This window comes from Frigidibacter sp. MR17.14 (assembly GCF_037095735.1).
In the GTDB taxonomy this organism is placed as follows: Bacteria; Pseudomonadota; Alphaproteobacteria; order Rhodobacterales; family Rhodobacteraceae; genus Frigidibacter.
Window position 1 is genome coordinate 262,506 of the sequence record NZ_JBAWKD010000002.1, and the last position, 23,018, is coordinate 285,523.

Annotated in this window: 24 protein-coding genes and 1 riboswitch; of the genes, 15 read left to right on the top strand and 9 right to left on the bottom strand. The window is 70.3% G+C overall.

The features are described 5' to 3' along the window. Position 1: 1 nt before the first annotated feature. The 5 genes from metK to V8J36_RS06425 form a co-directional block, all read right to left on the bottom strand. Positions 2-1,168, bottom strand: a complete 1,167-nt coding sequence (metK, locus tag V8J36_RS06405) for a methionine adenosyltransferase (RefSeq protein WP_336466446.1) — start codon at positions 1,166-1,168, stop codon at positions 2-4. A gap of 7 nt (positions 1,169-1,175) precedes the next feature. Continuing rightward, positions 1,176-1,224, bottom strand: a riboswitch (SAM-SAH riboswitch). A gap of 141 nt (positions 1,225-1,365) precedes the next feature. After that, complete coding sequence (gene lnt / locus V8J36_RS06410) at positions 1,366-2,889, bottom strand: apolipoprotein N-acyltransferase (RefSeq protein WP_336466447.1); 1,524 nt, start codon at positions 2,887-2,889, stop codon at positions 1,366-1,368. Positions 2,890-2,898: 9 nt separating this feature from the next. Further along, on the bottom strand, positions 2,899-3,783 hold the full coding sequence (locus V8J36_RS06415; RefSeq protein ID WP_336466448.1) for a hemolysin family protein: 885 nt from the start codon (positions 3,781-3,783) through the stop codon (positions 2,899-2,901). A 51-nt stretch (positions 3,784-3,834) separates the two neighbouring features. Beyond that, positions 3,835-4,347: an rRNA maturation RNase YbeY gene (gene ybeY / locus V8J36_RS06420; protein WP_336466449.1), complete on the bottom strand. Its 513-nt coding sequence runs from the start codon at positions 4,345-4,347 to the stop codon at positions 3,835-3,837. Next, on the bottom strand, positions 4,325-5,347 hold the full coding sequence (locus V8J36_RS06425; protein ID WP_336466450.1) for a PhoH family protein: 1,023 nt from the start codon (positions 5,345-5,347) through the stop codon (positions 4,325-4,327). Before V8J36_RS06425 ends, ybeY begins: the two co-directional genes overlap by 23 nt. Positions 5,348-5,771: 424 nt before the next feature. Here V8J36_RS06425 and V8J36_RS06430 point away from each other — a divergent pair, with 424 nt between their 5' ends. Next, on the top strand, positions 5,772-6,092 hold the full coding sequence (locus tag V8J36_RS06430) for a hypothetical protein (RefSeq protein ID WP_336466451.1): 321 nt from the start codon (positions 5,772-5,774) through the stop codon (positions 6,090-6,092). 101 nt (positions 6,093-6,193) lie between these two features. On the opposite strand, the gene miaB is transcribed toward V8J36_RS06430, so the two are convergent. After that, complete coding sequence (miaB, locus tag V8J36_RS06435; RefSeq protein WP_336466452.1) at positions 6,194-7,540, bottom strand: tRNA (N6-isopentenyl adenosine(37)-C2)-methylthiotransferase MiaB; 1,347 nt, start codon at positions 7,538-7,540, stop codon at positions 6,194-6,196. A 140-nt stretch (positions 7,541-7,680) separates the two neighbouring features. Here miaB and V8J36_RS06440 point away from each other — a divergent pair, with 140 nt between their 5' ends. Then, positions 7,681-8,547, top strand: coding sequence for a glycosyltransferase family 2 protein (locus V8J36_RS06440; RefSeq protein ID WP_336466453.1), 867 nt, complete (start codon positions 7,681-7,683; stop codon positions 8,545-8,547). 36 nt (positions 8,548-8,583) lie between these two features. On the opposite strand, the gene irr is transcribed toward V8J36_RS06440, so the two are convergent. After that, complete coding sequence (gene irr, locus V8J36_RS06445; RefSeq protein ID WP_336466454.1) at positions 8,584-9,027, bottom strand: Fur family transcriptional regulator Irr; 444 nt, start codon at positions 9,025-9,027, stop codon at positions 8,584-8,586. 231 nt (positions 9,028-9,258) lie between these two features. Here irr and fabA point away from each other — a divergent pair, with 231 nt between their 5' ends. From fabA to V8J36_RS06465, 4 genes are all read left to right on the top strand, one after another. After that, positions 9,259-9,768 carry a bifunctional 3-hydroxydecanoyl-ACP dehydratase/trans-2-decenoyl-ACP isomerase gene (fabA, locus tag V8J36_RS06450; protein ID WP_336466455.1) on the top strand — a complete coding sequence of 170 codons (510 nt, stop codon included), beginning with the start codon at positions 9,259-9,261 and terminating at the stop codon, positions 9,766-9,768. Positions 9,769-9,802: 34 nt separating this feature from the next. Then, the gene (gene fabB, locus V8J36_RS06455) at positions 9,803-11,032 is read left to right on the top strand and encodes a beta-ketoacyl-ACP synthase I (RefSeq protein WP_336466456.1); all 1,230 of its coding nucleotides are present in this window, start codon (positions 9,803-9,805) and stop codon (positions 11,030-11,032) included. A 6-nt stretch (positions 11,033-11,038) separates the two neighbouring features. After that, positions 11,039-11,827 (top strand): enoyl-ACP reductase FabI, encoded by a 789-nt coding sequence (locus V8J36_RS06460; protein WP_336466457.1) that lies wholly within the window; start codon positions 11,039-11,041, stop codon positions 11,825-11,827. Between the two features lie 74 nt (positions 11,828-11,901). Beyond that, entirely contained in the window at positions 11,902-12,918 is a 1,017-nt protein-coding gene (locus V8J36_RS06465) for a serine hydrolase domain-containing protein (RefSeq protein ID WP_336466458.1), read from the top strand. Here V8J36_RS06465 and V8J36_RS06470 read toward each other — a convergent pair. After that, a complete protein-coding gene (locus V8J36_RS06470) occupies positions 12,915-13,568 on the bottom strand; it encodes a winged helix-turn-helix transcriptional regulator (protein WP_336466459.1) in 654 nt (217 codons plus the stop codon). The two genes, V8J36_RS06465 and V8J36_RS06470, sit on opposite strands and share 4 nt — an antisense overlap. 79 nt (positions 13,569-13,647) lie before the next feature. On the opposite strand from V8J36_RS06470, the gene V8J36_RS06475 reads away from it, so the two are divergent. After that, a complete protein-coding gene (locus tag V8J36_RS06475) occupies positions 13,648-14,067 on the top strand; it encodes a VOC family protein (RefSeq protein WP_336466460.1) in 420 nt (139 codons plus the stop codon). On the opposite strand, the gene V8J36_RS06480 is transcribed toward V8J36_RS06475, so the two are convergent. Further along, a complete protein-coding gene (locus tag V8J36_RS06480; protein ID WP_336466461.1) occupies positions 14,064-15,032 on the bottom strand; it encodes a hypothetical protein in 969 nt (322 codons plus the stop codon). The genes V8J36_RS06475 and V8J36_RS06480 overlap by 4 nt on opposite strands. 314 nt (positions 15,033-15,346) lie before the next feature. Here V8J36_RS06480 and V8J36_RS06485 point away from each other — a divergent pair, with 314 nt between their 5' ends. From V8J36_RS06485 to V8J36_RS06520, 8 genes are all read left to right on the top strand, one after another. Beyond that, on the top strand, positions 15,347-16,054 hold the full coding sequence (locus V8J36_RS06485) for a haloacid dehalogenase type II (RefSeq protein WP_336466462.1): 708 nt from the start codon (positions 15,347-15,349) through the stop codon (positions 16,052-16,054). Continuing rightward, the gene (locus V8J36_RS06490; protein ID WP_336466463.1) at positions 16,051-16,902 is read left to right on the top strand and encodes an alpha/beta fold hydrolase; all 852 of its coding nucleotides are present in this window, start codon (positions 16,051-16,053) and stop codon (positions 16,900-16,902) included. Before V8J36_RS06485 ends, V8J36_RS06490 begins: the two co-directional genes overlap by 4 nt. After that, entirely contained in the window at positions 16,899-17,882 is a 984-nt protein-coding gene (locus V8J36_RS06495) for a threonine ammonia-lyase (RefSeq protein ID WP_336466464.1), read from the top strand. Before V8J36_RS06490 ends, V8J36_RS06495 begins: the two co-directional genes overlap by 4 nt. After that, positions 17,882-18,736: a 3-oxoadipate enol-lactonase gene (gene pcaD / locus V8J36_RS06500; RefSeq protein WP_336466465.1), complete on the top strand. Its 855-nt coding sequence runs from the start codon at positions 17,882-17,884 to the stop codon at positions 18,734-18,736. Before V8J36_RS06495 ends, pcaD begins: the two co-directional genes overlap by 1 nt. Further along, the gene (locus V8J36_RS06505) at positions 18,726-19,433 is read left to right on the top strand and encodes an alpha/beta fold hydrolase (protein WP_336466466.1); all 708 of its coding nucleotides are present in this window, start codon (positions 18,726-18,728) and stop codon (positions 19,431-19,433) included. The genes pcaD and V8J36_RS06505 overlap by 11 nt, the downstream gene beginning before the upstream one ends. Before the next feature lie 217 nt (positions 19,434-19,650). Beyond that, positions 19,651-20,874 carry a TCR/Tet family MFS transporter gene (locus V8J36_RS06510; protein ID WP_336466467.1) on the top strand — a complete coding sequence of 408 codons (1,224 nt, stop codon included), beginning with the start codon at positions 19,651-19,653 and terminating at the stop codon, positions 20,872-20,874. Next, the gene (locus tag V8J36_RS06515; RefSeq protein WP_336466468.1) at positions 20,871-22,115 is read left to right on the top strand and encodes a mandelate racemase/muconate lactonizing enzyme family protein; all 1,245 of its coding nucleotides are present in this window, start codon (positions 20,871-20,873) and stop codon (positions 22,113-22,115) included. The genes V8J36_RS06510 and V8J36_RS06515 overlap by 4 nt, the downstream gene beginning before the upstream one ends. Position 22,116: 1 nt before the next feature. Further along, a complete protein-coding gene (locus V8J36_RS06520) occupies positions 22,117-23,013 on the top strand; it encodes an aminotransferase class IV (RefSeq protein ID WP_336466469.1) in 897 nt (298 codons plus the stop codon). Positions 23,014-23,018: the final 5 nt, after the last annotated feature.

Consider the following 23,018-nt stretch of genomic DNA (forward strand, 5'->3'; position numbering starts at 1 on the left):
GTCAGACCGCCTTCTTCAGCGCTTCGGCGAGGTCGGTCTTCTCCCACGAGAAGCCGCCGTCATTGTCGGGCTGGCGGCCGAAGTGGCCGTAGGCCGCGGTGCGCTGGTAGATCGGGCGGTTCAGCTGCAGATGCTCGCGGATGCCGCGGGGCGTCAGGTCCATCGCCTGGGCGACGGCGCGCTCGATCTCGGCCTCGGGGACCTCGCCGGTGCCGTAGGTGTCGGCATAGATCGCCAGCGGCTTCGCCACGCCGATCGCATAGGCCAGCTGGATCGTGCAGCGCTTGGCCATGCCCGAGGCGACCACGTTCTTCGCGAGGTAGCGCGCGGCATAGGCGGCCGAGCGGTCGACCTTGGTCGGATCCTTGCCCGAGAAGGCGCCGCCGCCATGCGGGGCAGCCCCGCCGTAGGTGTCGACGATAATCTTGCGGCCGGTCAGGCCGGCATCCCCATCCGGGCCGCCGATGACGAAAGTGCCCGTCGGGTTGACCCACCATTCGGTGGCCTCGGTCAGCCAGCCCTCGGGCAGGACCTCGCGGATATAGGGCTCGACGATCGCGCGGATGTCGGCCGAGGTCTGCGACGCGTCATGGTGCTGGGTCGAGAGGACCAGCTGGGTCACGCCGACCGGCACACCGTTTTCATAGCGCAGCGACAGCTGCGACTTGGCATCGGGGCCCAGCGTCGGTTCGGCACCGGATTTGCGGGCCTCTGCCAGCCGCTTGAGGATCGCGTGGCTGTAATGGATCGGCGCCGGCATCAGCTCGGGCGTTTCCTGGCAGGCATAGCCGAACATGATGCCCTGGTCGCCGGCACCGTCCTTGTCCACGCCTTGCGCGATATGGGCGGACTGCGGGTGCAGCAGGTTCAGGACCTGCAGCGTGTTCCAGTGGAAGGCGTCCTGTTCATAGCCGATGTCCTTGACGCAGGCGCGCACGATGCCGTCGATCTTGCCCATGAACTCGGCAAGCCGGCCCTTGTCGGACAGGCCGACCTCGCCGCCGACGACGACCTGGTTGGTGGTCGCGAAGGTCTCGCAGGCGACGCGGGCATTGGGTTCCTCGGCCAGGAAGGCATCGAGGACGGCATCCGAGATCCGGTCGCAGACCTTGTCGGGGTGACCTTCCGAGACGGACTCGGAGGTGAAGATGTAGCTTTGGCGGGTCATGGGGAAGTGCTCCATTGGATTGACCCCAACACGCCAGGAAGCCGTTGTGAGGGGCAGATGCGCCTGCCTACGCCCGGCGGGGGGTGGGGTCAATGGCCGATGCCGGCTTCGGGTGACGTGAGCGGAGCGGGGGCGCTGCCCCCTCGGGCCTTTGGCCCTCTCCCCCGGGATATTTGGACCAATGCGAAAGCACGACGTCAGGCGCGTCGGCGGCGATCCACGACAGAGACGAGGGCCAGCAGCACCAGGAGCACGAGCGCGACCGGCAGGTCGCCGGTGCGCGCATAAAAGGTGGTGGGCAGCGCGGGCGGCAGGCGGGCGTCGAGCGCGCCCTCGGTGTTCAGGCCGAGGGACGCGGTGATCCGGCCGCCGGCGTCGATCGCGGCGGTGACGCCGGTGTTGGCGGCGCGCATCAGCGGCAGGCCCTGCTCGATCGCGCGCAGCCGGGCCTGGGCGAGGTGCTGGTAGGGACCGGCGAGGGAGCCGAACCAGGCGTCGTTGGTGGCCTGCAGCAGCCAGCGCGGGCGGCCGGGGGCGTCGAGGATGTCCTGCGGGAACACCGCCTCGTAGCAGATCAGCGGCAGGGCGGGCCCGAGCGCGCCGCCGAAGTCGATGATCTGCGGACCGGGCCCGGCGGAATAGCCCGAGCCCATCTGCGCGGCGAAGGCGGTGATCCCGAACCGCGCGAGCGTGTCGCCGAAGGGGATGTATTCGCCGAAGGGCACGAGGTGGTGCTTGTCATAGACCGCGCCGACCGCGCCGCCGGGGCCGATGACGGCGAGGCTGTTGTAGTAGCGCCGCCCTTCTTCGCGCTGGATGCCGATGACGACCGGCGGACCGCCCGCGGCCTCGGCGGTCATCTGCAGGACCGGACCGGGATCGTTCAGCGGCCAGGCGACCGAGGTTTCGGGCCAGATCACAAGATCGGGGCGCGGCCCGGCGCCCTCGGCGGTCAGGACGAGCAGTCGCTCGAAGAAATGCTGCGGCATCCCCGGCAGCCATTTTTCCGCCTGCGCGGCATTGGGCTGCACGAGGCGGATCAGCGGTGCGTCAGCGGGCGTGGGCGGCAGGGTCGACAGCCGCCAGGCCCCCGCCCCCCAGAGCGCCGCGAGAGACGCCAGCGCCAGTACGCCACCCGCCTTCGGACGCCAGGCGGCCAGCGCGGCCAGCGCGAGGGTGATCAGCGACAGCAGCACCGCCCCGCCCAGCGCCGCGGCCTGCGCGACCGGGGTGCCGATCCAGATATGGCCGTGCAGCGCCCAAGGAAAGCCGGTGAAGATGTAACCGCGCACGAGGTCCGAGAGCGCCAGCAGCAGCGCCAGCGCCGCAAGCCGCGCGCCCCTGCCCCGCGCCAGCCGATGCACCCCCATTGCCGGCAGCGCCCAGAACAGCGCCATCCCGAAGGCCATCATCGGCAGCGCGAAGGGCGCCATCCAGCCGTCGCGCTCCGGCTCGACCATGAACGGCTCGACGATCCAGAACATCGCGGCGCCGAAATGCCCGGCCCCCGCCCAAAGCGCCAGCGCACCCGCGTGACGCGGGCCGCGGGCGGTGGCGATGCGGGCGTAGAGCAGCGCCAGAACCGGCAGGGTCACGAACCACCAGCCCAGCGGCGCCTGCCCCAGTGCCGCGAGCGCGCCAAGCCCGGCGACGAGCCCGCGCTCGCGCCAGCGGGCGGCGCGCGCGGGCGGCGCCGGAAGGTCGGCCTTGGGGGCGGTCATGCTGCGCGTTCAGGCCTCGGCAGGGGCCGGCACGCGGACACGCAGCCGCTTGATGCGGCGCGGATCGGCATCGACGACCTCGAATTCGACGCCTTCCTCGCCGGGGATCACCTCGCCGCGGGCCGGCACCCGGCCGGTCAGCATGAAGACCAGCCCGCCGAGCGTGTCGACCTCTTCGCTTTCTTCCTCGTCCGAGATGCGCCGGCCGATCTCGCCCTCGAATTCCTCGAGCGGGGCGCGGGCCTGCACCAGCCACTGGCCGGGCTTCTCCTGCACCCAGAGATGGCTCTCCGCCTCGTCATGTTCGTCCTCGATCTCGCCGATGACCTGTTCGATCAGATCCTCGAGCGTGACGAGCCCGTCGACGCCGCCGTATTCGTCGATCACCAGCGCCATGTGGATGCGGTCGGCCTGCATCTTCTGCAACAGAACGCCGATCGGCATCGAGGGCGGCGCATAGAGCAGCGGCCGCAGCATCTTGCGCAGGACATAGGGCGCGCCCGGGGCCGAGCCGAAGCCGTGGTTCAGCGCGAGGTCCTTCAGGTGCACGAGGCCCAGCGGCGAGTCGAGCGTGCCCTTGAACACCGGCAGACGGGTGAAGCCATGCTCGCGGAAGATCTCGATCAGCTCGTCGCGGCCGATCTCGACCGGAACCGCCACGATCTCGGGCTTGGGAATGGCGACGTCGCCCACGCGCATCCGGCGCAGCGCGGCCAATCCCGCAAGCGGCGCATCGGCGCGGCCTGAGGGAGGTTCCGCCCCCTCGTCCTCGTCGCCGCCCGCGCGGGGCCCGAAGAGGCGTCCGAAAAATCCGCGGGAACTTCCGTTCTCGCCACTCTCACCCTGGTCCAGCGCGCCCTGCGCAGCCATAGACCCGTCCGAACTCTCGCCCATCTGTCCTTTCCAACCGCAGGGCCCCTGAAGGCCCCCACGTCCCAGTTGAGATCACTCGTAGGGATTTGCAAGCCCGAGACCGCCGAGGATGGCGATTTCGATGCCCTCCATCAGCTCGGCATCCGCCTCGGTCTCGTGATCGTAGCCCATGAGATGCAGCGTGGCATGGATCACCAGATGCGTCACGTGATCTTTCATCGGCTTTTTCTGCTGGGCAGCTTCGCGCTCGCAGGTTTCCCAAGCGATGGCGATGTCGCCGAGGCTTTCGGGGTCGTCCTCCTCGCCCGGCTCCGGCGGCTCGGGCGTGCCGCCCTCGTCCTCGGCCATCCGGTCCTCGGAGGGCCAGGAGAGCACGTTGGTCGGTTTGGGCTTGCCGCGGAACTCGGTGTTCAGCACGGCAATGCGGGCGTCGTCACAGCCCATTAGGCTGATCTCGAACCCGTCGGGCGCGAGCCCCAGATGAGAAAGCGCCGCTGTCGCGGCGCCCTCTGCGATGTCGTGAAGGCCGAAGGCGTCCCAGCGGGGATCTTCGGCCAGCGTGTCAACCAGCGATCTGTCCTGCATCGTCGCGGTCATAGGCCTCGATGATGCGGGCGACAAGCGGATGACGCACCACGTCCTTGGCGGTGAAGTAGTTGAAGCTGACGCCCTCGACCCCGTCGAGGATCCGCTCCGCGTCCTTCAGGCCCGAGGCCACGCCGCGCGGCAGGTCGATCTGGCTGCGGTCGCCGGTGATCACCATGCGGCTTCCCTCGCCCAGACGGGTGAGGAACATCTTCATCTGCATGGTCGTGGCGTTCTGCGCCTCGTCCAGCACCACGAAGGCGTTGGCCAGCGTGCGGCCGCGCATGAAGGCCAGCGGCGCGATCTCGATCCGCTTCTCGGCCATCAGCTTTTCCACCTGTTTCGCAGGCAGAAAATCGTTCAGCGCGTCGTAAAGCGGCTGCATGTAGGGATCGACCTTCTCCTTCATGTCGCCGGGCAGGAAGCCCAGACGCTCGCCCGCCTCGACGGCAGGGCGCGAGAGGATGATCTTGTCGACATGCCCGCCGATCAGCATCGTCACGCCGACCGCCACCGCGAGATAGGTCTTGCCAGTGCCGGCCGGGCCGATGCCGAAGGCCAGTTCATGCTTGAAGAGGTTCGCGACATAGGCCTTCTGGGCATCCGTCCGCGGCTCGACATGCTTCTTGCGGGTGCGGATCTCGAACCGGCCCTGCTGGAACATCTCGAGCTGGTCGGCCGGCGCCGGAGTGTCGCGCTGGAAATCGGCCATGCGGATCGCAGCGTCGATGTCGCCCGCCTCGACCTCGCGCCCGCCCTCGAGCCGGGCGTAGAGGTCCTGGAGGATGGCGGCGGCCTGTCCACGCTGGTCCGGGGTGCCCACGACCGCAAGCTGGTTGCCGCGTCGGAGGATGTGAACCCCCAGGGCATGCTCGATCTGGGCGAGGTTGCGGTCGAACTGGCCGCAGAGGTCGCGCAGATGGCGGTTGTCGGCAAACTCCAGAAGCGTCTCGTGAACGTCTTCGGGACGGGGCGGGGGTGTCAGCGCGCTGATGCCCAATAAGGTCTCCTGACGAGCAAGAACGTGGGGATGAAGGCGGTTCTGCTTACTAGGGTTAGTAGGGACATGGTGCCAAGCGTTCCAGCGTCTGGCAAATGATTCATGCCCTGGCAGCAAAGATTTCCGAAAGGCGACGTAAAGATGAACGCCACGGCCCGGCGCCGGTTCCGGAACTGCCGGTCCGGGGAAAACGGATCTGAGTCGGGCCGGATTGTCCTGATATGCGGAAACAATTCCGCGGCAGCGCGGCATTTATCATGAGCCATACCTGAAAAACGGCAGCTTGCGGGCCCTCTTCCGGTATTCGTTTGGACCACACCCGAAATGGATATACTGCTCTGCGACCACAAGACCCCGCGCACCGGCAGGCGCGGCCGGCCGCAGCCGCGGCGCGGGCATCCGGGGCTCAGACAAGGAGACGGACATGAAGGCCATCACCACCCTCGCAGCCCTGGCCTTCGCGGCCACCGCGACCGCCGCCGCCGCGAGCGACGTGGTGCCGGGCGTCATCACCGTCAGCTGCTATCGCGGCCCGACCCCGGAAGTGGTCTGGGACCACCCGCGCAGCGTGTTCATCGACAGCCTCGTGGCCGTCGGCTACGACTACAACACCGCGACCTCGATCGCGACGCGCATCTGCCGCGACGAGCGCGGCGTCTACGACCCTGAGGTCCTCAAGGCCCAGACCCGCGAGGCGCTGCGCAACTCGCCGATGTGGCTGAAGGGTCATTTCCGCAAGCGCTGAGCGCGGCGGGCTTCACCGAACACCTCGTCGAAAGGTCGGTCGCAGGACCGGCCTTTCGTTTTTATCGGCCTTTCGTTTTGCGGATCGGCCTTTCGCTCTGTTCAGACCAGCTCGCCCGCCAGCGAGTTCAGCGCCGATCCGGTAATCCGCACCCGCCGAAGCGCGCCGGGGGCCAGATCGCCGGTGACATGAACGGCGTGCAGGTAGTCGGACTTGCCGACCCACTGCCCCGGATCGCGGCCGGGCTTTTCGAAGAGCACGCCGACCTCGCGGCCCACCATCGCCTCCTGCAGGGCGCGCTGCTGCTGGCCCAGAAGCGCCTGCAGCCGGTGCAGGCGCTCCTCGCCCACCGCGCGCGGCAGCTCCGGCTTCTCGGCCGCCGGCGTGCCCGGCCGCGCCGAGTAGCGGAACGAAAAGGCGGTGCCGTATTCGACGATGCGGATCAGCTCGAGCGTCGCCTCGAAATCCGCCTCGGTCTCGCCGGGGAAGGCCACGATGAAATCGCCCGACAGGTGCAGGTCGGGACGCGCGGCGCGGATCTTCTCGACCAGCGTCAGGTACTGCTCGGCCGTGTGCTTGCGCGCCATTGCCTTCAGGATCCGGTCGGAGCCCGACTGCACCGGCAGGTGCAGATAGGGCATCAGCTTGGCGATCTCGCCATGCGCCGCGATCAGGTCGTCGCCCATGTCGTTGGGATGGCTGGTGGTGTAGCGGATCCGTTCGAGCCCGTCGATCGCCGCCAGTTCGCGGATCAGCCGGGCAAGGCCCCAGTCGCCGCCCCCCAGCGCCCGCGGCGCCGCGCCGTGATAGGCGTTGACGTTCTGGCCCAGCAGCGTGATCTCGCGCACCCCGCGCTCGACCAGCCCGCGCGCCTCGTTCAGCACCCGCTCGACGGGGCGCGAGACCTCGGCGCCGCGGGTGTAGGGCACGACGCAGAAGGCGCAGAACTTGTCGCAGCCCTCCTGCACGGTCAGAAAGGCCGCGGGCGCGCGCCGCGCGGGCTTGCGGTCGGGGAGGTGTTCGAACTTGTCCTCGGTCGGGAAGTCGGTCTCGACCGGTTTCGCGCCCGAAGCGGTGGCCGCGACCATCGCCGGCAGGCGGTGGTAGCTCTGCGGGCCGACGACCAGATCGACCATCGGCATCCGGGTCAGGATCTCGGGCCCCTCGGCCTGCGCGACGCAGCCGGCGACGCCGATCTTCAGGCCGGGCTTCGCCTGTTTCAGCGGACGCAGCCGGCCAAGGTCGGAATAGAGCTTCTCGGACGCCTTCTCGCGGATGTGGCAGGTGTTGAGCAGGACCATGTCCGCCTCTTCGGGCGTTTCGGTCACGACATAGCCCTCGGCGCCCATGGCCTCGGCCATGCGCTCGCTGTCGTAGACGTTCATCTGGCAGCCGTAGGTCTTGATGAAGAGCTTCTTCACGCCGCCGGGATCGGTGCCGTCCGCCATTCGCCGGGCCTTCCTGTGGTCTTCGGGATCGGGGGCTTCTACACGAGATAAGGCCGCCTTCGCAATTCCCCGCCATCTTGCGCCCGGCGGCCCCGCACGGCAGGGTCGCCGCCACGACCCAAGCGAAGGCCCCCTGCCCCATGCGCCATGCCGGCATCGACGATTTCCTGCGGCTCGCCCGCCCGGCGCTGGCGGCGGGCCCCGTCGCGGTGATCATGGCCGAGGACCTGGTCGAGGTCGAAAGCACCCTGCAGCACCACCTGGCCGCGGGCTTCCGCACGCTGCTGCTGTTCGCGCCCCAGACGCTGGTGCTGGACCCCGAAATCGCCGCGCAGGTCCACCGCATCGACCACCCGGTGCGCGAGGAGCACGCGCTGGTGCGGGCGGTGAACCGGCTGATCCCGCATGCGCCGCCGGGCACGTGGTTCTACTACGGCTACAACGCCGAATACCTGTTCCACCCGTTCTGCGAGACGCGCAACGTGCGCGAGCTGCTGGCCTTCCACACAGAGGAACGCCGCGACGCGATGCTGGCCTATGTTGTCGATCTCTATGCGGGCGATCTGGACAGGTTCCCGAATGCGGTCGACCGCGCCGGCGCGCTGATGGACCGCACCGGCTACTATGCGCTGGCGCGTCCGGGGCCCGAGGGTCATCCGAAGGAGCGGCAGCTGGATTTCTTCGGCGGCATCCGCTGGCGGTTCGAGGAACACGTCCCCCGAGCGCGCCGCAAGATCGACCGGGTCGCGCTGTTCCGCAGCCAGCCGGGGCTGGTCCTGCGCGACGATTTCACCTTCTCGGCCGAGGAATACAACACCTACGCCTGCCCCTGGCACCACAGCCTGACGGCGGCGGTGGCCTCGTTCCGCACGGCGAAGGCGCTGAAGTCGAACCCCGGCTCGACCTACGAGATCCCGACCTTCCTGTGGCACAACTCGGTGGCCTTCGAATGGTCGTCGCAACAGCTGATGACGCTGGGGCTGATGGAGCCGGGCCAGTGGTTCTGACGACAGCCTGACCCCTGCGGCGTCGGATCCGCGGGGTCAGCCCTGCGGATCGGCCTCACCGGTGCGGCGCAGGCGGATCACCACATCGACGCGGGCGATCTCGGCCCCCTCGGGCGCCTCGGGCAGCCGCGCGATCTCTAGCGCTTCGGCCGGGGCATCGACCAGCTCGGCCGTGTCTTCCCAGAAGAAATGCGGATGGTCGTCGGTGCGGGTGTCGAAATAGGACCGGGCGCCGTCCACCGTGATCTCGTGCATCAGGCCCGCGTCGCAGAAGGCGCGCAGCGTGTTGTAGACCGTGGCGAGCGACACACTTTCCCCGGCGTCCTGCACGGCGGCGAACAGGCTTTCGGCCGTGACATGACGGTTCTTGCCGTCGCCGACCAGAAGGGCGGCGAGCGCGAGGCGCTGGCGGGTGGGGCGCAGCCCGGCGCGGGACAACCAGCGCGAACCACGCTCGGTCCCTGCGGAGATCACGGGCATCCAAGCTTGCGACATGCCCTTCATATAGTCACATCCATCCGACATGTCCAAGGCCACACGGCGGCTTCCGTGCGGCCGGCCCGCCTGCAGCGGGGCACGGCGACCGCATGTCGCGGCGCCGCCCCCGGGGCGCGGCTATTGCACCCCGCGGGATGCGGATGATAGAGGGAGCCCGACCACAAGACCGCCCCCATCCTTCCGGGGCGCGGCCATGCGAGGGAAAGGGGTCGAATGGCGGACTATCCGACGAGCTTCGACAAGGAGGCACTTCTGGCCTGCGCGCGGGGCGAACTGTTCGGCCCGGGCAATGCCCAGCTGCCCGCCCCGCCGATGCTGATGATGGACCGCATCACCGAAATCTCCGGTGACGGCGGCCTGCACGGCAAGGGCCATGTCGTGGCCGAGTTCGACATCACGCCCGACCTGTGGTTCTTCGACTGCCACTTCCCGGGCAACCCGATCATGCCCGGCTGCCTCGGCCTTGACGGTCTGTGGCAGCTGACCGGCTTCAACCTTGGCTGGCGCGGCTGGCAGGGGCGCGGCTATGCGCTGGGCGTGGGCGAGGTCAAGCTGACCGGCATGGTCCGCCCGGACCGCAAGATGCTGACCTACAAGGTCGATTTCACCAAGGCGATCCAGACCCGCCGGCTGACCATGGGCGTGGCCGACGGTATCGTCGAAGCCGATGGGGAAGTCATTTACCAGGTCAAGGACATGAAGGTCGCGCTCAGCGAAAGCTGAGCCCGCCCCTTCTGACAGCCCAAGGAGACCGCTCATGCGTCGCGTCGTCGTCACCGGCCTCGGCATCGTATCTTCCATCGGCAACAACGCGGCCGAGGTGCTGGCCTCGCTGCAGGCGGGCCGGTCCGGCATCACCGCCAATGCCGACATGGCCGAGCGCGGCTTCCGCAGCCAGATCGCCGGCAACGTCAAGCTCGACGTGGCCGAGCATGTCGACAAGCGCACCCTGCGCTTCATGGGCCCCGGCGCGGCCTATGCCCATATCGCGATGACCCAGGCGATCACCGACGCGGGCCTGACCGAGGCCGAGGTCGTCAACGAGCGCACCGGCCTGATCGCGGGCTCGGGCGGCCCCTCGACTTCCGCGATGTTCGCCGCGCACCAGACAGTGCTGACCGCGGGCGCGCCCAAGCGCATCGGCCCCTTCGCGGTGCCGAAATGCATGTCCTCGACGATCTCGGCAAACCTCTCGACCGCGTTCAAGATCAAGGGCATCAACTACTCGATCACCTCGGCCTGCTCGACCTCGCTGCATTGCATCGGCAATGCCGCGGAACAGATCATGCTGGGCAAGCAGGACGTGATGTTCGCCGGCGGCGCCGAGGAACTGGACTGGACGCTGTCCTGCCTCTTCGACGCGATGGGCGCGATGTCGTCCAAGTACAACGACACGCCCGAAAAGGCCTCGCGCGCCTTCGACGCCAATCGTGACGGCTTCGTCATCGGCGGCGGCGGCGGCATCGTGGTGCTGGAAGAACTGAACCACGCGCTGGCGCGCGGCGCCAAGATCTATGCCGAGGTCACCGGCTATGCCGCCACCTCGGACGGCCACGACATGGTCGCGCCCTCGGGCGAGGGCGGCGAGCGGGCGATGCGCCTTGCGCTGTCCACCTTGGGCAACGAACGCAAGGTCGGCTACATCAACGCGCATGGCACCTCGACCCCGGTCGGCGACGTGGGCGAGGTCGAGGCCGTGCGCCGCGTCTTCGGCCGTGGCACCACGCCGCTGATTTCGTCCACCAAGTCGATGACCGGCCACAGCCAGGGCGCGACCGGCGCGCAGGAGGCGATCTATTGCCTGCTGATGCTGGAAAACGACTTCATCGCCCCCTCGATCAACGTCGAGACGCTGGATCCGGCGATCGACGCGGGCGAGATTGCGACCGCGCGGATCGACAACGCCGGGCTCGACACGGTGATGACCAACAGCTTCGGCTTCGGCGGCACGAACGGTTCGATGCTGCTGTCCAAATACCACGGGTGATCTGAGATGGCCGATCTGATGAAGGGCAAGCGCGGGCTGGTGATGGGGGTCGCGAACGAGCGGTCCATCGCCTGGGGCATCGCGCAGGCGCTGGCCGCCGAGGGCGCCGAGCTGGCCTTCACCTACCAGGGCGAGGCCTTCGGCAAGCGGGTCGAGCCGCTGGCCGCCTCGCTGGGATCGGATCTGCTGATCGACGCCGACGTGAATGACGACGCCTCGCTCGACGCGGCCTTCGCGACGCTGAAGGACCGCTGGGGCACGATCGACTTCCTCGTCCATGCCATCGCCTTCTCGGACAAGAACGAGCTGGCGGGCCGCTTCATCGACACCAGCCGTGAGAACTTCCGCAATTCGCTGACGATCTCGTGCTACTCGTTCATCGACGTTGCCAAGCGGGCGCGCGATCTGATGCCGAACGGCGGCACGCTGCTGACCCTGACCTACCAAGGGTCGAACCGGGTCACGCCGTTCTACAACGTGATGGGCGTCGCCAAGGCTGCGCTGGAAAGCGCCGTGCGCTATCTGGCCAACGACCTCGGCCCCGAGGGCATCCGCGTCAACGCGATCTCGCCCGGGCCAATGAAGACGCTGGCGGGCGCGGCGATCGGCGGCGCGCGCAAGACCTTCCGCCATACCGAGGCCAATTCGCCCATGCGCGCCAACGCGACGCTGGAAGCGATCGGCGGCACCGCGGCCTATCTCTGCTCGGATTACGGTGCCTGCACGACGGGCGAGATCATCCTTGTCGACGGCGGCTATCACGTCGTGGGCATGCCGCAGTCCGAAAACCTCTGAGCCTGCGGCCCCCTATCGCCCGACTGTGATCGACCCGTGATTGCGCGGGCGCGCACGATCCCCAGATCGGGGATATGACGCGCCCCCTTCCCCGTCGCCAGCTGCTGGCCACCGCCCTAGCCGCCCCCGCCCTGCTCGCTCTGCCGCGCGGGGTCTCGGCCCAGTCCGACCGTTTCGCCCGCAGCCGTGCCGCAGCCGCGGCGCTGGACCAGTTGCACGCGCTGGTGATCCTGCAGGACGGGCGCGAGGTGCTGGCCGAGGCCTTTCGCGGTCCCGCGCCAGACCGCGCGGTCAACGTGAAGTCGGTGTCGAAGACGCTGGTCGCCTCGATCGCCGGGTCGGTGATGGCCGAGGGCCGGATCACGCCCGCGACGACGCTGGCCGAGGCCGCGCCGCGCCTGATCCCGCGCGGCGCCGATCCGCGGGTGGGCGCGCTGACGCTGGCCGATTTCCTGACCATGCAGACCGGGCTCGACCGCACCTCGGGGGCGAATTACGGCGCCTGGGTCCAAAGCCGCGACTGGGTGCGCTATGTGCTGGAGCGCCCGATGGTCGGCACGCCGGGCCGGGGGATGCTCTATTCCACCGGCAGCTTCCACGTCCTCGGCGCGGTTCTGAGCGAGGTCACCGGCGAAAGCCTGCTGGCGCTGGCACGGCGGCATCTGGGCCAGCAGCTGGGCGTGAGGATCGACGCCTGGACCCGCGACCCGCAAGGCTTCTACATGGGCGGCAACAACATGGCGCTGAGCCCGCGCGCGATGGCGGCCTTCGGCGAGGCATGGCGGCAGCGCGGCGCCGGCCCCGCAGGTCGGCTGGTGCCCGAGGCCTGGGTGGCCGACAGCTGGCAGCCGCGCACCCGCTCGGTCTTCTCGGGCGACGACTACGGCTATGGCTGGTTCCTGTTCGACGCGGGCGGCAGCCGCGTGGCCTATGCCCGCGGCTACGGCGGGCAGATGATCTGCGTCCTGCCCGACCGCGGGCTGGTCGTCGCCGTCACCTCGGACGACAGCCGCCCGGCGCGCAGCGAGGGCCATGCCGGCGACCTGAAGCGCCTGCTGGTCGAGACGATCCTGCCCGACGCCTTCGCCTAGCTTTGCGGCAGCGCGAAGAGCGCCGCGAACCGCGCCAGCGCCGCCGGATCTTCGACCGTCAGCCCCGCCTCGACGGCGGGGCGGCCGCCATAAAGGCAGGCGGCCAGCGCCATCCGGTCGCCGGTGACGCGCGAAGCGCCCGCGGCGGGCCCCTCGCGGACCTCGAGCCGCCCCCCGGCCACCTCGACCGAAAACACCTGGCCCGCCCCGAAATCGAAGGTGATCGCCATCCGCAAATCCCCGGCCCGCGCCGGATCGAACAGGGTGCGCATCGACATCAGCATCGTCGCGACCGAGATCGGCCGGTCGAAGCGCATGTGCGGCCCCGCCACCGCCCAGCGCCCCAGCGCCTGCAGCGCAGGCTCCAGCGCCCGTCCCCAGTCGGTCAGCCCATAGCCCCGCCCGCGCCCGGGCAACCGCGCGACGATGCCCGCCGCCTCCAGATCCGCCAGCCGCTGGGTCAGCACCGTGGGCGCGATCCCCGGCAGGTCGGCGCGCAGGTCGGAGAACCGCTTGGCGGCAAAAGTCAGCTCGCGCACCACCAGCAGTGCCCAGCGCTCGCCCACCAGGTCGAGCGCCTGCGCCATGCCGCAGCCATCCTCGTAGCTGCGGCGGGACCTTGCCAGTTCAGTATCTCTCTCATACTCCATGGTTGCAAAATAATACCAAAGCGCGCAGCCTGCAAGCGTCCCGGCGGATTCGCTCCGCCACACCCGGAGGAGACCGGACATGACCCAGATGATCTTCGTGAACCTGCCCGTCACCGACCTGCCGCGGGCCCGCGCCTTCTATGAGGGCATCGGCTTCACCATCAATCCGCAGTTCTCGGACGATACCGCCGCCTGCGTCGTGGTGTCGGAGACGATCTTCCTGATGATCCTGACCCATGAGAAGTTCGCGGGCTTCTCGCCCCGCCCGCTGGCAGACCCGTCGAAGGGCTGCGCGGTGCTGACCTGCCTGTCGCGCGACAGCCGCGCGGCGGTCGACGCGATCACCGAGGCCGCGATCGCCGCCGGCGGCACCGACAACGACAAGGTGCAGGACTACGGCTTCATGTATGGCCGCAGCTTCTCGGACCCCGACGGCAACGTGTTCGAGGTGATGTGGATGGACCTCGCCGCGGCCGAAACCGCGATGGCCAAGGGCTAGGACAGCGCCAGCGCGAAGACCGCCGTCAGGGCCGCCGCCGCAAGGCCGACCAGGCCCAGCCCGACGCGGCGGTCGAGGCGCACCGCAGCGGCGTGGCCGGCCCGGTCGCCGGCCCGTCGCCACCTCAGGTGGGCGATCAGCGACAGCAGCAGGATGCCGAGGATCATCGCGAAGGTGACCAGCGTCACCTGATCGACGGTGCCGAAGGCCGCGTCATAGCCGATCGCGTCCTCGAGCCGGTAGCGGTTGACCACCGCGGCGAAGATCGCGCCGGTGGTCATCCCGATGCGGGTGCCAAGCTCTTCCACCGGGACCAGCAGCACCAGCGCGGCGATCACCACCGCGACCAGAAGGCCCGTGAACTTCTCGAACAGCAGCGGCGAGACGGTGCGCGAGATCTCGACCGCGGCAGTGACGCGCGAGAAGCGCGGGGCACCGCTGCGATGCCCGAAGCCTGTCGAATAGGTCCGTTCGGTGGCCTCGAGCGTCAGCGCCCCCAACTGCCAGCCGGGCAGCCGCACATCCGCAGAGATCTGCGAGTCCTGCCGGTCCGGCACCAGCCGCAGGCTTTCCCAAGTCTCGGCCGCCTCGAAGCGCAGCACGAGGCGCTGGTGATCGAAGGGATAGCGCGCGACGTCGAAGTCATGATCGACCGTCGCCCTGAACCGCACGACGGAATACAGCGACCCGTCGGCCTGGCGCGACTGCACGAAGGGCTCGATGCTCACGTCGCGGCCCAGCAGCTCCATGTCCGTCGCCGGATCGAACGTCCCGGCGGGGTCCACGAACCACGCGAACCCCGCGGCGCCGAAGCTGCCGTCCCCGGGCTCGACGTCGTTGAGACTGGTCAGGAACAGGCCGAACCGGACCTCGCGTCCCGTCTCGGCGCGGGCCGGCTGCAAGCAAAGCATCAGCAGGGCCAGGCCCAGGACGATGCGCGCGGCGCGGATGACAGGGAATCTCATCGGCACGAACCGGTTGCGGATGTTCGGCCACAGGATGCAGGCAACGGCGCGCGCAGCGCAAGCGCCGCCCGAAGGCACAGACCGCGGTGCCGCGTCGCGCAGCGCCGTCGCCCGATCCGCAACGGCCCGCGGCGCGCCTGCAGCGCGTCCGCGGACCGCAAGCCCCCCGCACGGCGCTGCCTCGACGGACCCGGGCGCCGCGCCGGGATGACGCGACGCGACGATGCGAAGCGCCGCTGCGGGGCTGGCCCCGGCAGGGGGGCTGTGACAGTCTCGCCGCGCCGGGATCCGACCGGCCGGGAAGGAGGCCCGCGATGACTGCGCCCCAACGCCCGCGCGCCTGCGTCTTCGACGCCTACGGCACGCTTTTCGACGTCACCTCCGCCGCCCGCCGCGCGGCGACCGAACCCGGGGGCGCGCCCCTTGCCGGGCTCTGGCCGCGGCTGGCCGAGGACTGGCGGCGCAAGCAGCTCGAATACACATGGCTTCGCAGCCTGATGGGCCGGCACGCCGATTTCGCGCAGGTGACGGCCGAGGCGCTGGACTGGGCGCTCGAGGCGCAGGGGCTGGCGGTGCCGGCCACGCTGCGCGCCCGGCTGCTGGCGCTGTACGACCGGCTCGACGCCTACCCCGAGGTGCCCGCGATGCTCGCCGCGTTGCGGGCGGCCGCGATCCCCGCCGCGATCCTGTCGAACGGCAGCCCATCGATGCTGGCGGCGGCGACCGCCTCGGCGGGCATCGCGGACCTGCTCGACGATTGCCTGTCGGTCGAAGGCGTCGGCGTCTTCAAACCGGCGCCGCAGGTCTACCGGCTGGCGACCGATCGCTTCGACTGCGCCCCGCACGAGATCCTCTTCGTCTCGTCGAACGGCTGGGACGTGGCCGGGGCTGCAGCCTTCGGCTTCCGCGCGGTCTGGGTGAACCGCGCGCGCGCCGCCCCCGAACGCCTTCCCGCCGCCCCCGAGGCGGTGCTGCCAGACCTCTCCCCCCTCCCCGTCCTTGCCGGAGCCTCCCCCGCATGACCGAGTTCTTCACCGCCTCTGACGGCACCCGCATCGCCTATGACGTGACCGGCAGCGGGCCGGCGCTGCTGTGCCTTGCCGGCCTGACCCGCAACCGCGGCGATTTCGACAGCGTGCTGCCGCTTGCCGACCGGGCCCGGCTGATCCGCATGGACTACCGCGGCCGCGGCGCCTCGGACCACGCGCCCCACGCGACCTACACGCTGATGCGCGAAGGGCAGGACGCGCTGGAACTGCTCGACCATCTGGGCGTCGAGCGGACGGCGATCCTTGGCACCTCGCGCGGGGGCCTGATCGCGATGGGGCTGGCGGCCCTCGCCAAGACCCGTCTGACCGGCGTCGTGCTAAACGACATCGGCCCGGTCATCGCCCCTTTGGGCCTGTCGCGGATCTTCGACTATGTCGGCCGGCAGCCGGCGGCCAGAAGCCTGGACGAGATGGCAGAGCGGACCAAGGCCGCGATGGAGCAGGACTTCCCCGGCGTGCCCCTGTCGCGCTGGCGCGCGATGATGGACCGCTGGTATGTCGCCCGCCCCGAGGCCGAGGGCGGCGGCATCCGCCTGAGCTACGACCCCGCGCTGCTCGAGGCGCTGAAAGAGCAATCGACCTCGGGCGAGATCGCCGATCTCTGGCCGTTCTTCGACGCCCTGGAAGGGTTGCCGCTGGGCGCGATCCGCGGGATGAACTCCGACCTGCTGTCCGCCGAGACGCTGGCGGAAATGTCCCGCCGCCGGCCGGACATGCTGGTTGCCGAGGTTCCCGATCGCGGCCATGTTCCCTTCCTTGACGAGCCGGAGGTGGTCCGGCTTCTCGACGCCTTCCTTGACCGCCTTGAGGCCCAGCCATGACCGACATCGCCCGCATCCTCGCCGCAGCCGACCGCCTGAAGGGCCAGATCCGCCGCACGCCGCTGCTGTCCTCGCCCTTCCTCGACGAGATCGCCGGGCGGCGCGTGCTGGTGAAGGCGGAATGCCTGCAGCACACCGGCTCGTTCAAGGCGCGGGGCGGCTGGTCGGCGGTCTCGGCCCTGCCCGACGAGGTGCGCGCCCGCGGCGTCATCGCCTTCTCCTCGGGCAACCACGCGCAGGGCGTGGCGGCGGCGGCAAAGGCCTTCGGCATTCCGGCCGTCATCATCATGCCCGAGGATGCGCCGGCGCTGAAGATCGCCAACACCCGCGCGCTGGGGGCCGAGGTGGTGCTTTATGACCGCAAGGGCGGCGGCAGCCGCGAGGCGATCGGGGCCGAGCTTTCCGCGGCGCGCGGCCTCACCCTGATCCGGCCCTATGACGAGCCCGAGGTGATCGCCGGGCAAGGGACCTGCGGGCTCGAGATCGCCGAGCAGGCGGCCGAGATGGGCGTGACCTCCGGCGACGTGGTGGTCTGCTGCGGCGGTGGCGGCCTGACCTCGGGCATCGCGCTGGCGCTCGAGGCGAAGGCACCGGGCCTGCGCGTCCGCCCGGCGGAGCCCGCGGGCTTCGACGACACCGCACGTTCGCTCGCCGCGGGCGAACGGCTGTCGAACGCCGCCCCCTCGGGCTCGATCTGCGACGCGATCGTGACGCCGGCCCCGGGCGAGATCACCTTCCCGATCCTGCAGCGCCTTGCCGGCCCCGGCCTCGTGGTCAGCGATGACGAGGCCCTGCAGGCGATGGCGCTGGCCTTCACCCGGCTGAAGCTGGTGATCGAGCCCGGCGGCGCCGTGGCGCTGGCCGCCTGCCTGTTCCGCCGCGACCAGATCACGGGCGACACGGTGATCTGCACCGCCTCGGGCGGCAATGTCGATGCGGCACTGTTTGCCGAGGCACTGACCCGCTTCGGGGACGCCTGATGCCCCTGCTCGACCTCGGCGAGGTGCAGCTCAACTGGCGCGAGGATGGCGATCCCTCGGGGCGACCGCTGGTGCTCCTGCATGCCTTGGGTGCGGACCTCACGCTCTGGGACCGGGTGGTGCCGCTCCTGCCGCAGACCATGCGGATCCTGCGCCTCGACATGCGCGGCCACGGCGGTTCCTCGGTGCCGCCGGGCCCCTATGCGATGGGCGCGCTGATCCGCGATGCCGAACGCGCGATGGAGCAGTGGGGGGCGCGCGACGCGGTGGTCGCGGGCCTCTCGATCGGCGGGCTGATCGCGCAGGGGCTGGCGGTGAAGCGGCTCGACCTGGTGCGGGCGCTGGTGCTGTCGAACACCGCGACCAAGATCGCCACGCCCGCGGTCTGGGCCGAGCGCATCGCGACGATCGAGGCCGGCGGCATGGACGCCATCGCCCAGCCGGTGATCGAGCGCTGGTTCCCCCGCGCCGCCCGCTCCGGCCCCGATGCGACCGCTTGGCGCGACCGCCTGATGCACTGCAACCCCGCGGGCTACGCGGGGGCGGCCGCGGCGATCGGCGGCACGGATTTCCTGACGCCAAGCTCTGGCCTGCGCCTGCCCGCGCTGGTGATCGCCGGCTCCGAGGACGGCTCGACCCCGCCCGATCTCGTGCGCGAGCTGGCCGAGCTGATCCCCGGCGCGCGGTTCGCGCTCCTGCGCCGCACCGGCCATGTCCCCCCGGTCGACGCGCCCGAGGCCTGGGCCGCTGCGGTGACCGATTTCCTGGCCGGGATCGGCGAGGCGCCCGTCCCCCATGCGCATGACCACGACCATGCGCATCACGGCCCCGGCTGCTGCGGCCATGACCACTGAGCCGATCCTGCTCGTGCACGGCGCCTGGTGCGATGCAGGCGCCTGGGGCCGGGTGCCGGCGCTCCTGCGCGCGGCGGGCCACGAGGTGATCGTGCCCACCCTGCCCGGTCAGGCCGCGCATCCCGACCCGGCCTCAGTCGGCCTCGACGAGATCGCCGCCGCCCTGGCACGCGCGATCGGCCCCGGCCGCCGCGCGCGGGTCGTCGGCCATTCCCTGGGCGGCATGGCGATCGCCGCGCTGGCCGAACATGCGCCCGAGCGTGTCGCCAGCCTGATCTGGCTCTGCGCCTTCCTGCCTCAGGACGGCGACAGCGCCACCACGCTGATGGCCCGCCAGCCGCCGACCATCGCCCCGGCGATCCGCCGCACCGAATGGAAGGGCGGCAGCCGCCTCGACCCGGCCCTCGCCCTGCCGGTCCTCGCCCAGGACCTGACCGGCGCCGAGGCCGAGGCCTTCGCCGCAAGCCTCGTCCCGCAGCCGAACCGTCCGCAGACCGAGCCGCTGCGCCGCACCCCCGCCACCGCAGGGATTCCGCGCCACTACCTGCTCTGCACCCGCGACCGCGCGATCACCCCGGCCCTGCAGCGCGCCATGGCCGAAGCCGGCGACACGCCGATCACCCCGCTAGACGCCGATCACTTCCCGCAACGCGCGCAGCCCGAGGCCCTGACCGCCGCTCTCCTGCCCCTCCTCTGACCCGTTCGGCTCGGCCCAAATACTCCGGGGGCGCGCGGCACGCGCGGGGGCAGAGCCCCCTCTTCGCTCTTTCGCACCGGACCAAATATCCCGGGGGAGTCGCGGCACGCGACGGGGGCAGCGCCCCCCGCACCGCGCTCCAAAACCGGCGCACCGATGTCGTTTCCCGCCAAGCCGCCCCCGCCCGCCCCCCTAGTCTCGGCGCCAAGGAGCCCCGATGCCGCACCCCCTCGCCCTGCCCTTCATCCTCGCCACCGTCGCGATCGACGCGGTGGGGATCGGGCTGATCTTCCCGGTGCTGCCCGGCCTGATCGAAGAGGTCACCGGCACCGGCCTCAGCCAGGCCGCGCTCTGGGGCGGGCTCCTCGCCTCGGGCTACGCGGTGATGCAGTTCCTCTGCGGCCCGCTGATCGGCAACCTCTCGGACCGGTTCGGCCGCCGCCCGGTGATCCTTGCCGCGCTGGCGGTGATGGCCGTCGACTACACGGTGATGGCGCTTGCCGGCACGATCTGGCTGCTGTTCGCCGGCCGGCTCGTCGCCGGGATCACCGGCGCCACCCATGCCGCGGCCAATGCCGTCGCCGCCGACATCTCGGCGCCCGAGGACCGCGCCCGCAGCTTCGGGCACATCGGCGCGGCGCTCGGCGCGGGCTTCGTGGCAGGGCCGCTTCTCGGCGGGCTTCTCGCCACCATCGACCTGCGCGCACCGTTCTGGGCCGCGGCGGCGCTCGCGCTTGCGAACCTCGCCTTCGGCCTGATCGCCTTGCCCGAAACGGTGACGCCCGGGAACCGCCGCGCCTTCGACTGGGCCCGCGCCAATCCACTCGGCGCCTTCCGCGCGGTCTCGCGCCTGCCGGGCCTCGGGCGGATGCTGACGATCTACGGGCTCTACGCGGTAGCGGTCTATGTCTGGCCCTCGGTCTGGGCCTTCTACGGGGCGGCGCAATTCGGCTGGGACCCGGTCTGGATCGGCGGCTCGCTGGCGCTTTACGGCGCGGCGATGGCGCTGGTGCAGGCGACGCTGGTCGGCCCGCTCTCGCGCCGCTTCGGCGACCGCGGCACGCTCTTCATCGGCATGGGGGTCGAGCTGGTGACCTATCTCTTCTACGGCGTCGTCGCCTCAGGCCTGCTGGCGCTGCTGTTCACGCCGCTCTCGGCGCTCGGCTCGGTGGTGATGCCGGCGCTGCAAAGCCGGATGAGCCGCGCCGCCGCCGCCGATGCGCAGGGCGAACTTCAGGGGGTCGCGGGCAGCCTGATGGCCGTCGCCATGTGCCTTTCGCCCTTGGTGATGACCGCGGTCTTCGGCGCCTTCACCCGAGCTGGCGGCCCGCTGCCGCACCTGCCCGGCGCGCCCTTCCTCGTCTCGGCCCTGCTGATCGTCGCCTGCCTCGCGCTGCTGCGCGCCGAGCCCCCCCTGCACCAACCGGAGACCCGGCCATGATCCTGAAGGACCTCGAGATCTTCATCGTCTCGCCCCCCGCCCCCGGCTGGGGCGGGCGCTACTGGATCTTCCCGAAGATCACCACCGCCGACAGCATCACGGGCTATGGCGAGTGCTACGCCTCGACCGTCGGCCCGAAGGCGATGGTGGCGGTGATCGAGGACGTGTTCGAGCGGCACATGAAGGGCGCGCGCGCCGAGGACATCGAGCTGATGTTCCGCCGCGCCTATTCCTCGGGCTTCACCCAGCGCCCCGACCCGACGGTGATGGGCGCCTTCTCGGGGCTCGAGATCGCCTGCTGGGACATCCTCGGCAAGATCCGCAACCGTCCGGTCTGGGCGCTGCTGGGCGGCCGGATGAACGAGCGGCTGCGCAGCTACACCTACATCTACCCCGGCCCCGACGACGATCACCACGCCTTCTGGACCGACCCCGACGCCCATGCCGAAAAGGCGGCGGCGCTGGTCGCTGAGGGCTTCACGGCCCTGAAGTTCGACCCCGCCGGCCCCTACACGATCCGCGGCGGCCACATGCCGGCGATGTCGGACATCACCCGGTCCGTCGCCTATTGCGCGAAGATCCGCGAGGCTGTGGGCGACCGGGCCGATCTTCTGTTCGGCACCCACGGCCAGTTCAACGTCGCGGGCGCGATCCGCATGGGCCAGGCGCTCGAGCCGTTCTCGCCGCTCTGGTATGAAGAGCCGATCCCCCCGGACGCGACCGAGGATCTCGCCCGCGTCGCGCGGGCGGTGCGGGTGCCGATCGCGACCGGCGAGCGGCTGACGACGAAACAGGAATTCGCCGCCGTCCTGCGCGCCGGCGCGGCCGAGATCCTGCAACCGGCGCTGGGGCGCGCGGGCGGCATCCTCGAGGGGCGCAAGATCGCCGCCGTGGCCGAGGTCTTCTCGGCGCAGGTCGCGCCGCATCTTTACGCGGGCCCCGTCGAATGGGCGGCGAACCTGCACCTGGGCGTCTCGATCCCGAACCTGCTGATGGTCGAGACGATCGAACAGGGCGGCGCCTTCCACATGGCGCTGACCGGCCACCGGTTGAAATGGGATCAGGGCTATGTGCTCGCCCCCGAGGGCCCCGGCCTTGGCATCGAGTTCGACGAGGCGCTGGCCCGCGCCCATCCCTGGACCGGGACCGAACTGCATCTGCAGATGCAGGAGGCACCCTGCGACTACCTGAAACCGAACGCGTTCGAGGGCGGCGCGCCCCGGGGGGACACGAATGACTGACATGTCGAAAGGCGCCGCCTATCTGGACGGCGCCTACATGCCGCTGGCCGAGGCGAAGATCCCGGTGACGCACTGGGCCTATCGCCGGTCCGACGTGACCTATGACGTGGTCGGCGTCTGGGAGGGCAACTTCTTCCGCCTCGACGATCACCTGAAACGCTTCCGCGCCTCGATGACCCGGCTGCGGATGACCCCCCGCGAAACCGACGACGAGATCCGCGCGATCCTGAACCGGGTCGTGGCGCTGGCCGGGCTTACCCATGCCTATGTGGCGATGGACTGCCTGCGCGCGGCCCCCCCACCCGGCGCGCCCCGCCACCCGGCCTTCGCGCCGAGCTACCTGATGATCTATGCCGTGCCCTGGGTCTGGGTCGCGCCCGAAGACATGCAGGCGCGCGGCATGCACCTGATGATCCCGAAGGTGCAGCGCATCCCGCCCGAAAGCTTCGACCCGCGGGTGAAGAACTTCCACTGGGGCGACCTGACCGAGGGCCAGTTCGAGGCACTCGACGCCGGGGCCGATTTCGCGATCCTGCTCGATGCCGCCGGCAACGTCACCGAGGGCGCGGGCTTCAACGTCTTCATGGTGAAAGACGGCACCGTGGTCAGCCCGGATCGCGGCGCGCTCGAAGGGATCACCCGCGCCTCGGTGCTGGAGCTGTGCGCCGAGGCCGGGATCCCGGTCGAAATCCGCCCGATCCCCGCCGACGAGTTCCGCGCGGCGGACGAGATCTTCACCTGCACCACCGCGGGCGGGATCATGCCCGCCAGCCGCATCGACGGGCGGATCATGGGCAACGACCGCCCGGGACCGGTCTCGGCCCGGCTGCGCGCGCGGTTCTGGGAAAGGCGCGCCGCGGGTTGGCACGCCACGCCGGTGCGCTACACCGTGACCTGAGCCCC

Bases quoted from the DNA above. Each gene is read 5' to 3' on its own strand.
- metK (WP_336466446.1), bottom strand. From the start codon at position 1,168: ATGACCCGCCAAAGCTACATCTTCACCTCCGAGTCCGTCTCGGAAGGT.
- lnt (WP_336466447.1), bottom strand. From the start codon at position 2,889: ATGACCGCCCCCAAGGCCGACCTTCCGGCGCCGCCCGCGCGCGCCGCC.
- V8J36_RS06415 (WP_336466448.1), bottom strand. From the start codon at position 3,783: ATGGGCGAGAGTTCGGACGGGTCTATGGCTGCGCAGGGCGCGCTGGAC.
- ybeY (WP_336466449.1), bottom strand. From the start codon at position 4,347: ATGCAGGACAGATCGCTGGTTGACACGCTGGCCGAAGATCCCCGCTGG.
- V8J36_RS06430 (WP_336466451.1), top strand. From the start codon at position 5,772: ATGAAGGCCATCACCACCCTCGCAGCCCTGGCCTTCGCGGCCACCGCG.
- miaB (WP_336466452.1), bottom strand. From the start codon at position 7,540: ATGGCGGACGGCACCGATCCCGGCGGCGTGAAGAAGCTCTTCATCAAG.
- V8J36_RS06440 (WP_336466453.1), top strand. From the start codon at position 7,681: ATGCGCCATGCCGGCATCGACGATTTCCTGCGGCTCGCCCGCCCGGCG.
- irr (WP_336466454.1), bottom strand. From the start codon at position 9,027: ATGCCCGTGATCTCCGCAGGGACCGAGCGTGGTTCGCGCTGGTTGTCC.
- fabA (WP_336466455.1), top strand. From the start codon at position 9,259: ATGGCGGACTATCCGACGAGCTTCGACAAGGAGGCACTTCTGGCCTGC.
- fabB (WP_336466456.1), top strand. From the start codon at position 9,803: ATGCGTCGCGTCGTCGTCACCGGCCTCGGCATCGTATCTTCCATCGGC.
- V8J36_RS06460 (WP_336466457.1), top strand. From the start codon at position 11,039: ATGGCCGATCTGATGAAGGGCAAGCGCGGGCTGGTGATGGGGGTCGCG.
- V8J36_RS06465 (WP_336466458.1), top strand. From the start codon at position 11,902: ATGACGCGCCCCCTTCCCCGTCGCCAGCTGCTGGCCACCGCCCTAGCC.
- V8J36_RS06470 (WP_336466459.1), bottom strand. From the start codon at position 13,568: ATGGAGTATGAGAGAGATACTGAACTGGCAAGGTCCCGCCGCAGCTAC.
- V8J36_RS06475 (WP_336466460.1), top strand. From the start codon at position 13,648: ATGACCCAGATGATCTTCGTGAACCTGCCCGTCACCGACCTGCCGCGG.
- V8J36_RS06480 (WP_336466461.1), bottom strand. From the start codon at position 15,032: ATGAGATTCCCTGTCATCCGCGCCGCGCGCATCGTCCTGGGCCTGGCC.
- V8J36_RS06485 (WP_336466462.1), top strand. From the start codon at position 15,347: ATGACTGCGCCCCAACGCCCGCGCGCCTGCGTCTTCGACGCCTACGGC.
- V8J36_RS06490 (WP_336466463.1), top strand. From the start codon at position 16,051: ATGACCGAGTTCTTCACCGCCTCTGACGGCACCCGCATCGCCTATGAC.
- V8J36_RS06495 (WP_336466464.1), top strand. From the start codon at position 16,899: ATGACCGACATCGCCCGCATCCTCGCCGCAGCCGACCGCCTGAAGGGC.
- pcaD (WP_336466465.1), top strand. From the start codon at position 17,882: ATGCCCCTGCTCGACCTCGGCGAGGTGCAGCTCAACTGGCGCGAGGAT.
- V8J36_RS06505 (WP_336466466.1), top strand. From the start codon at position 18,726: ATGACCACTGAGCCGATCCTGCTCGTGCACGGCGCCTGGTGCGATGCA.
- V8J36_RS06510 (WP_336466467.1), top strand. From the start codon at position 19,651: ATGCCGCACCCCCTCGCCCTGCCCTTCATCCTCGCCACCGTCGCGATC.
- V8J36_RS06515 (WP_336466468.1), top strand. From the start codon at position 20,871: ATGATCCTGAAGGACCTCGAGATCTTCATCGTCTCGCCCCCCGCCCCC.
- V8J36_RS06520 (WP_336466469.1), top strand. From the start codon at position 22,117: ATGTCGAAAGGCGCCGCCTATCTGGACGGCGCCTACATGCCGCTGGCC.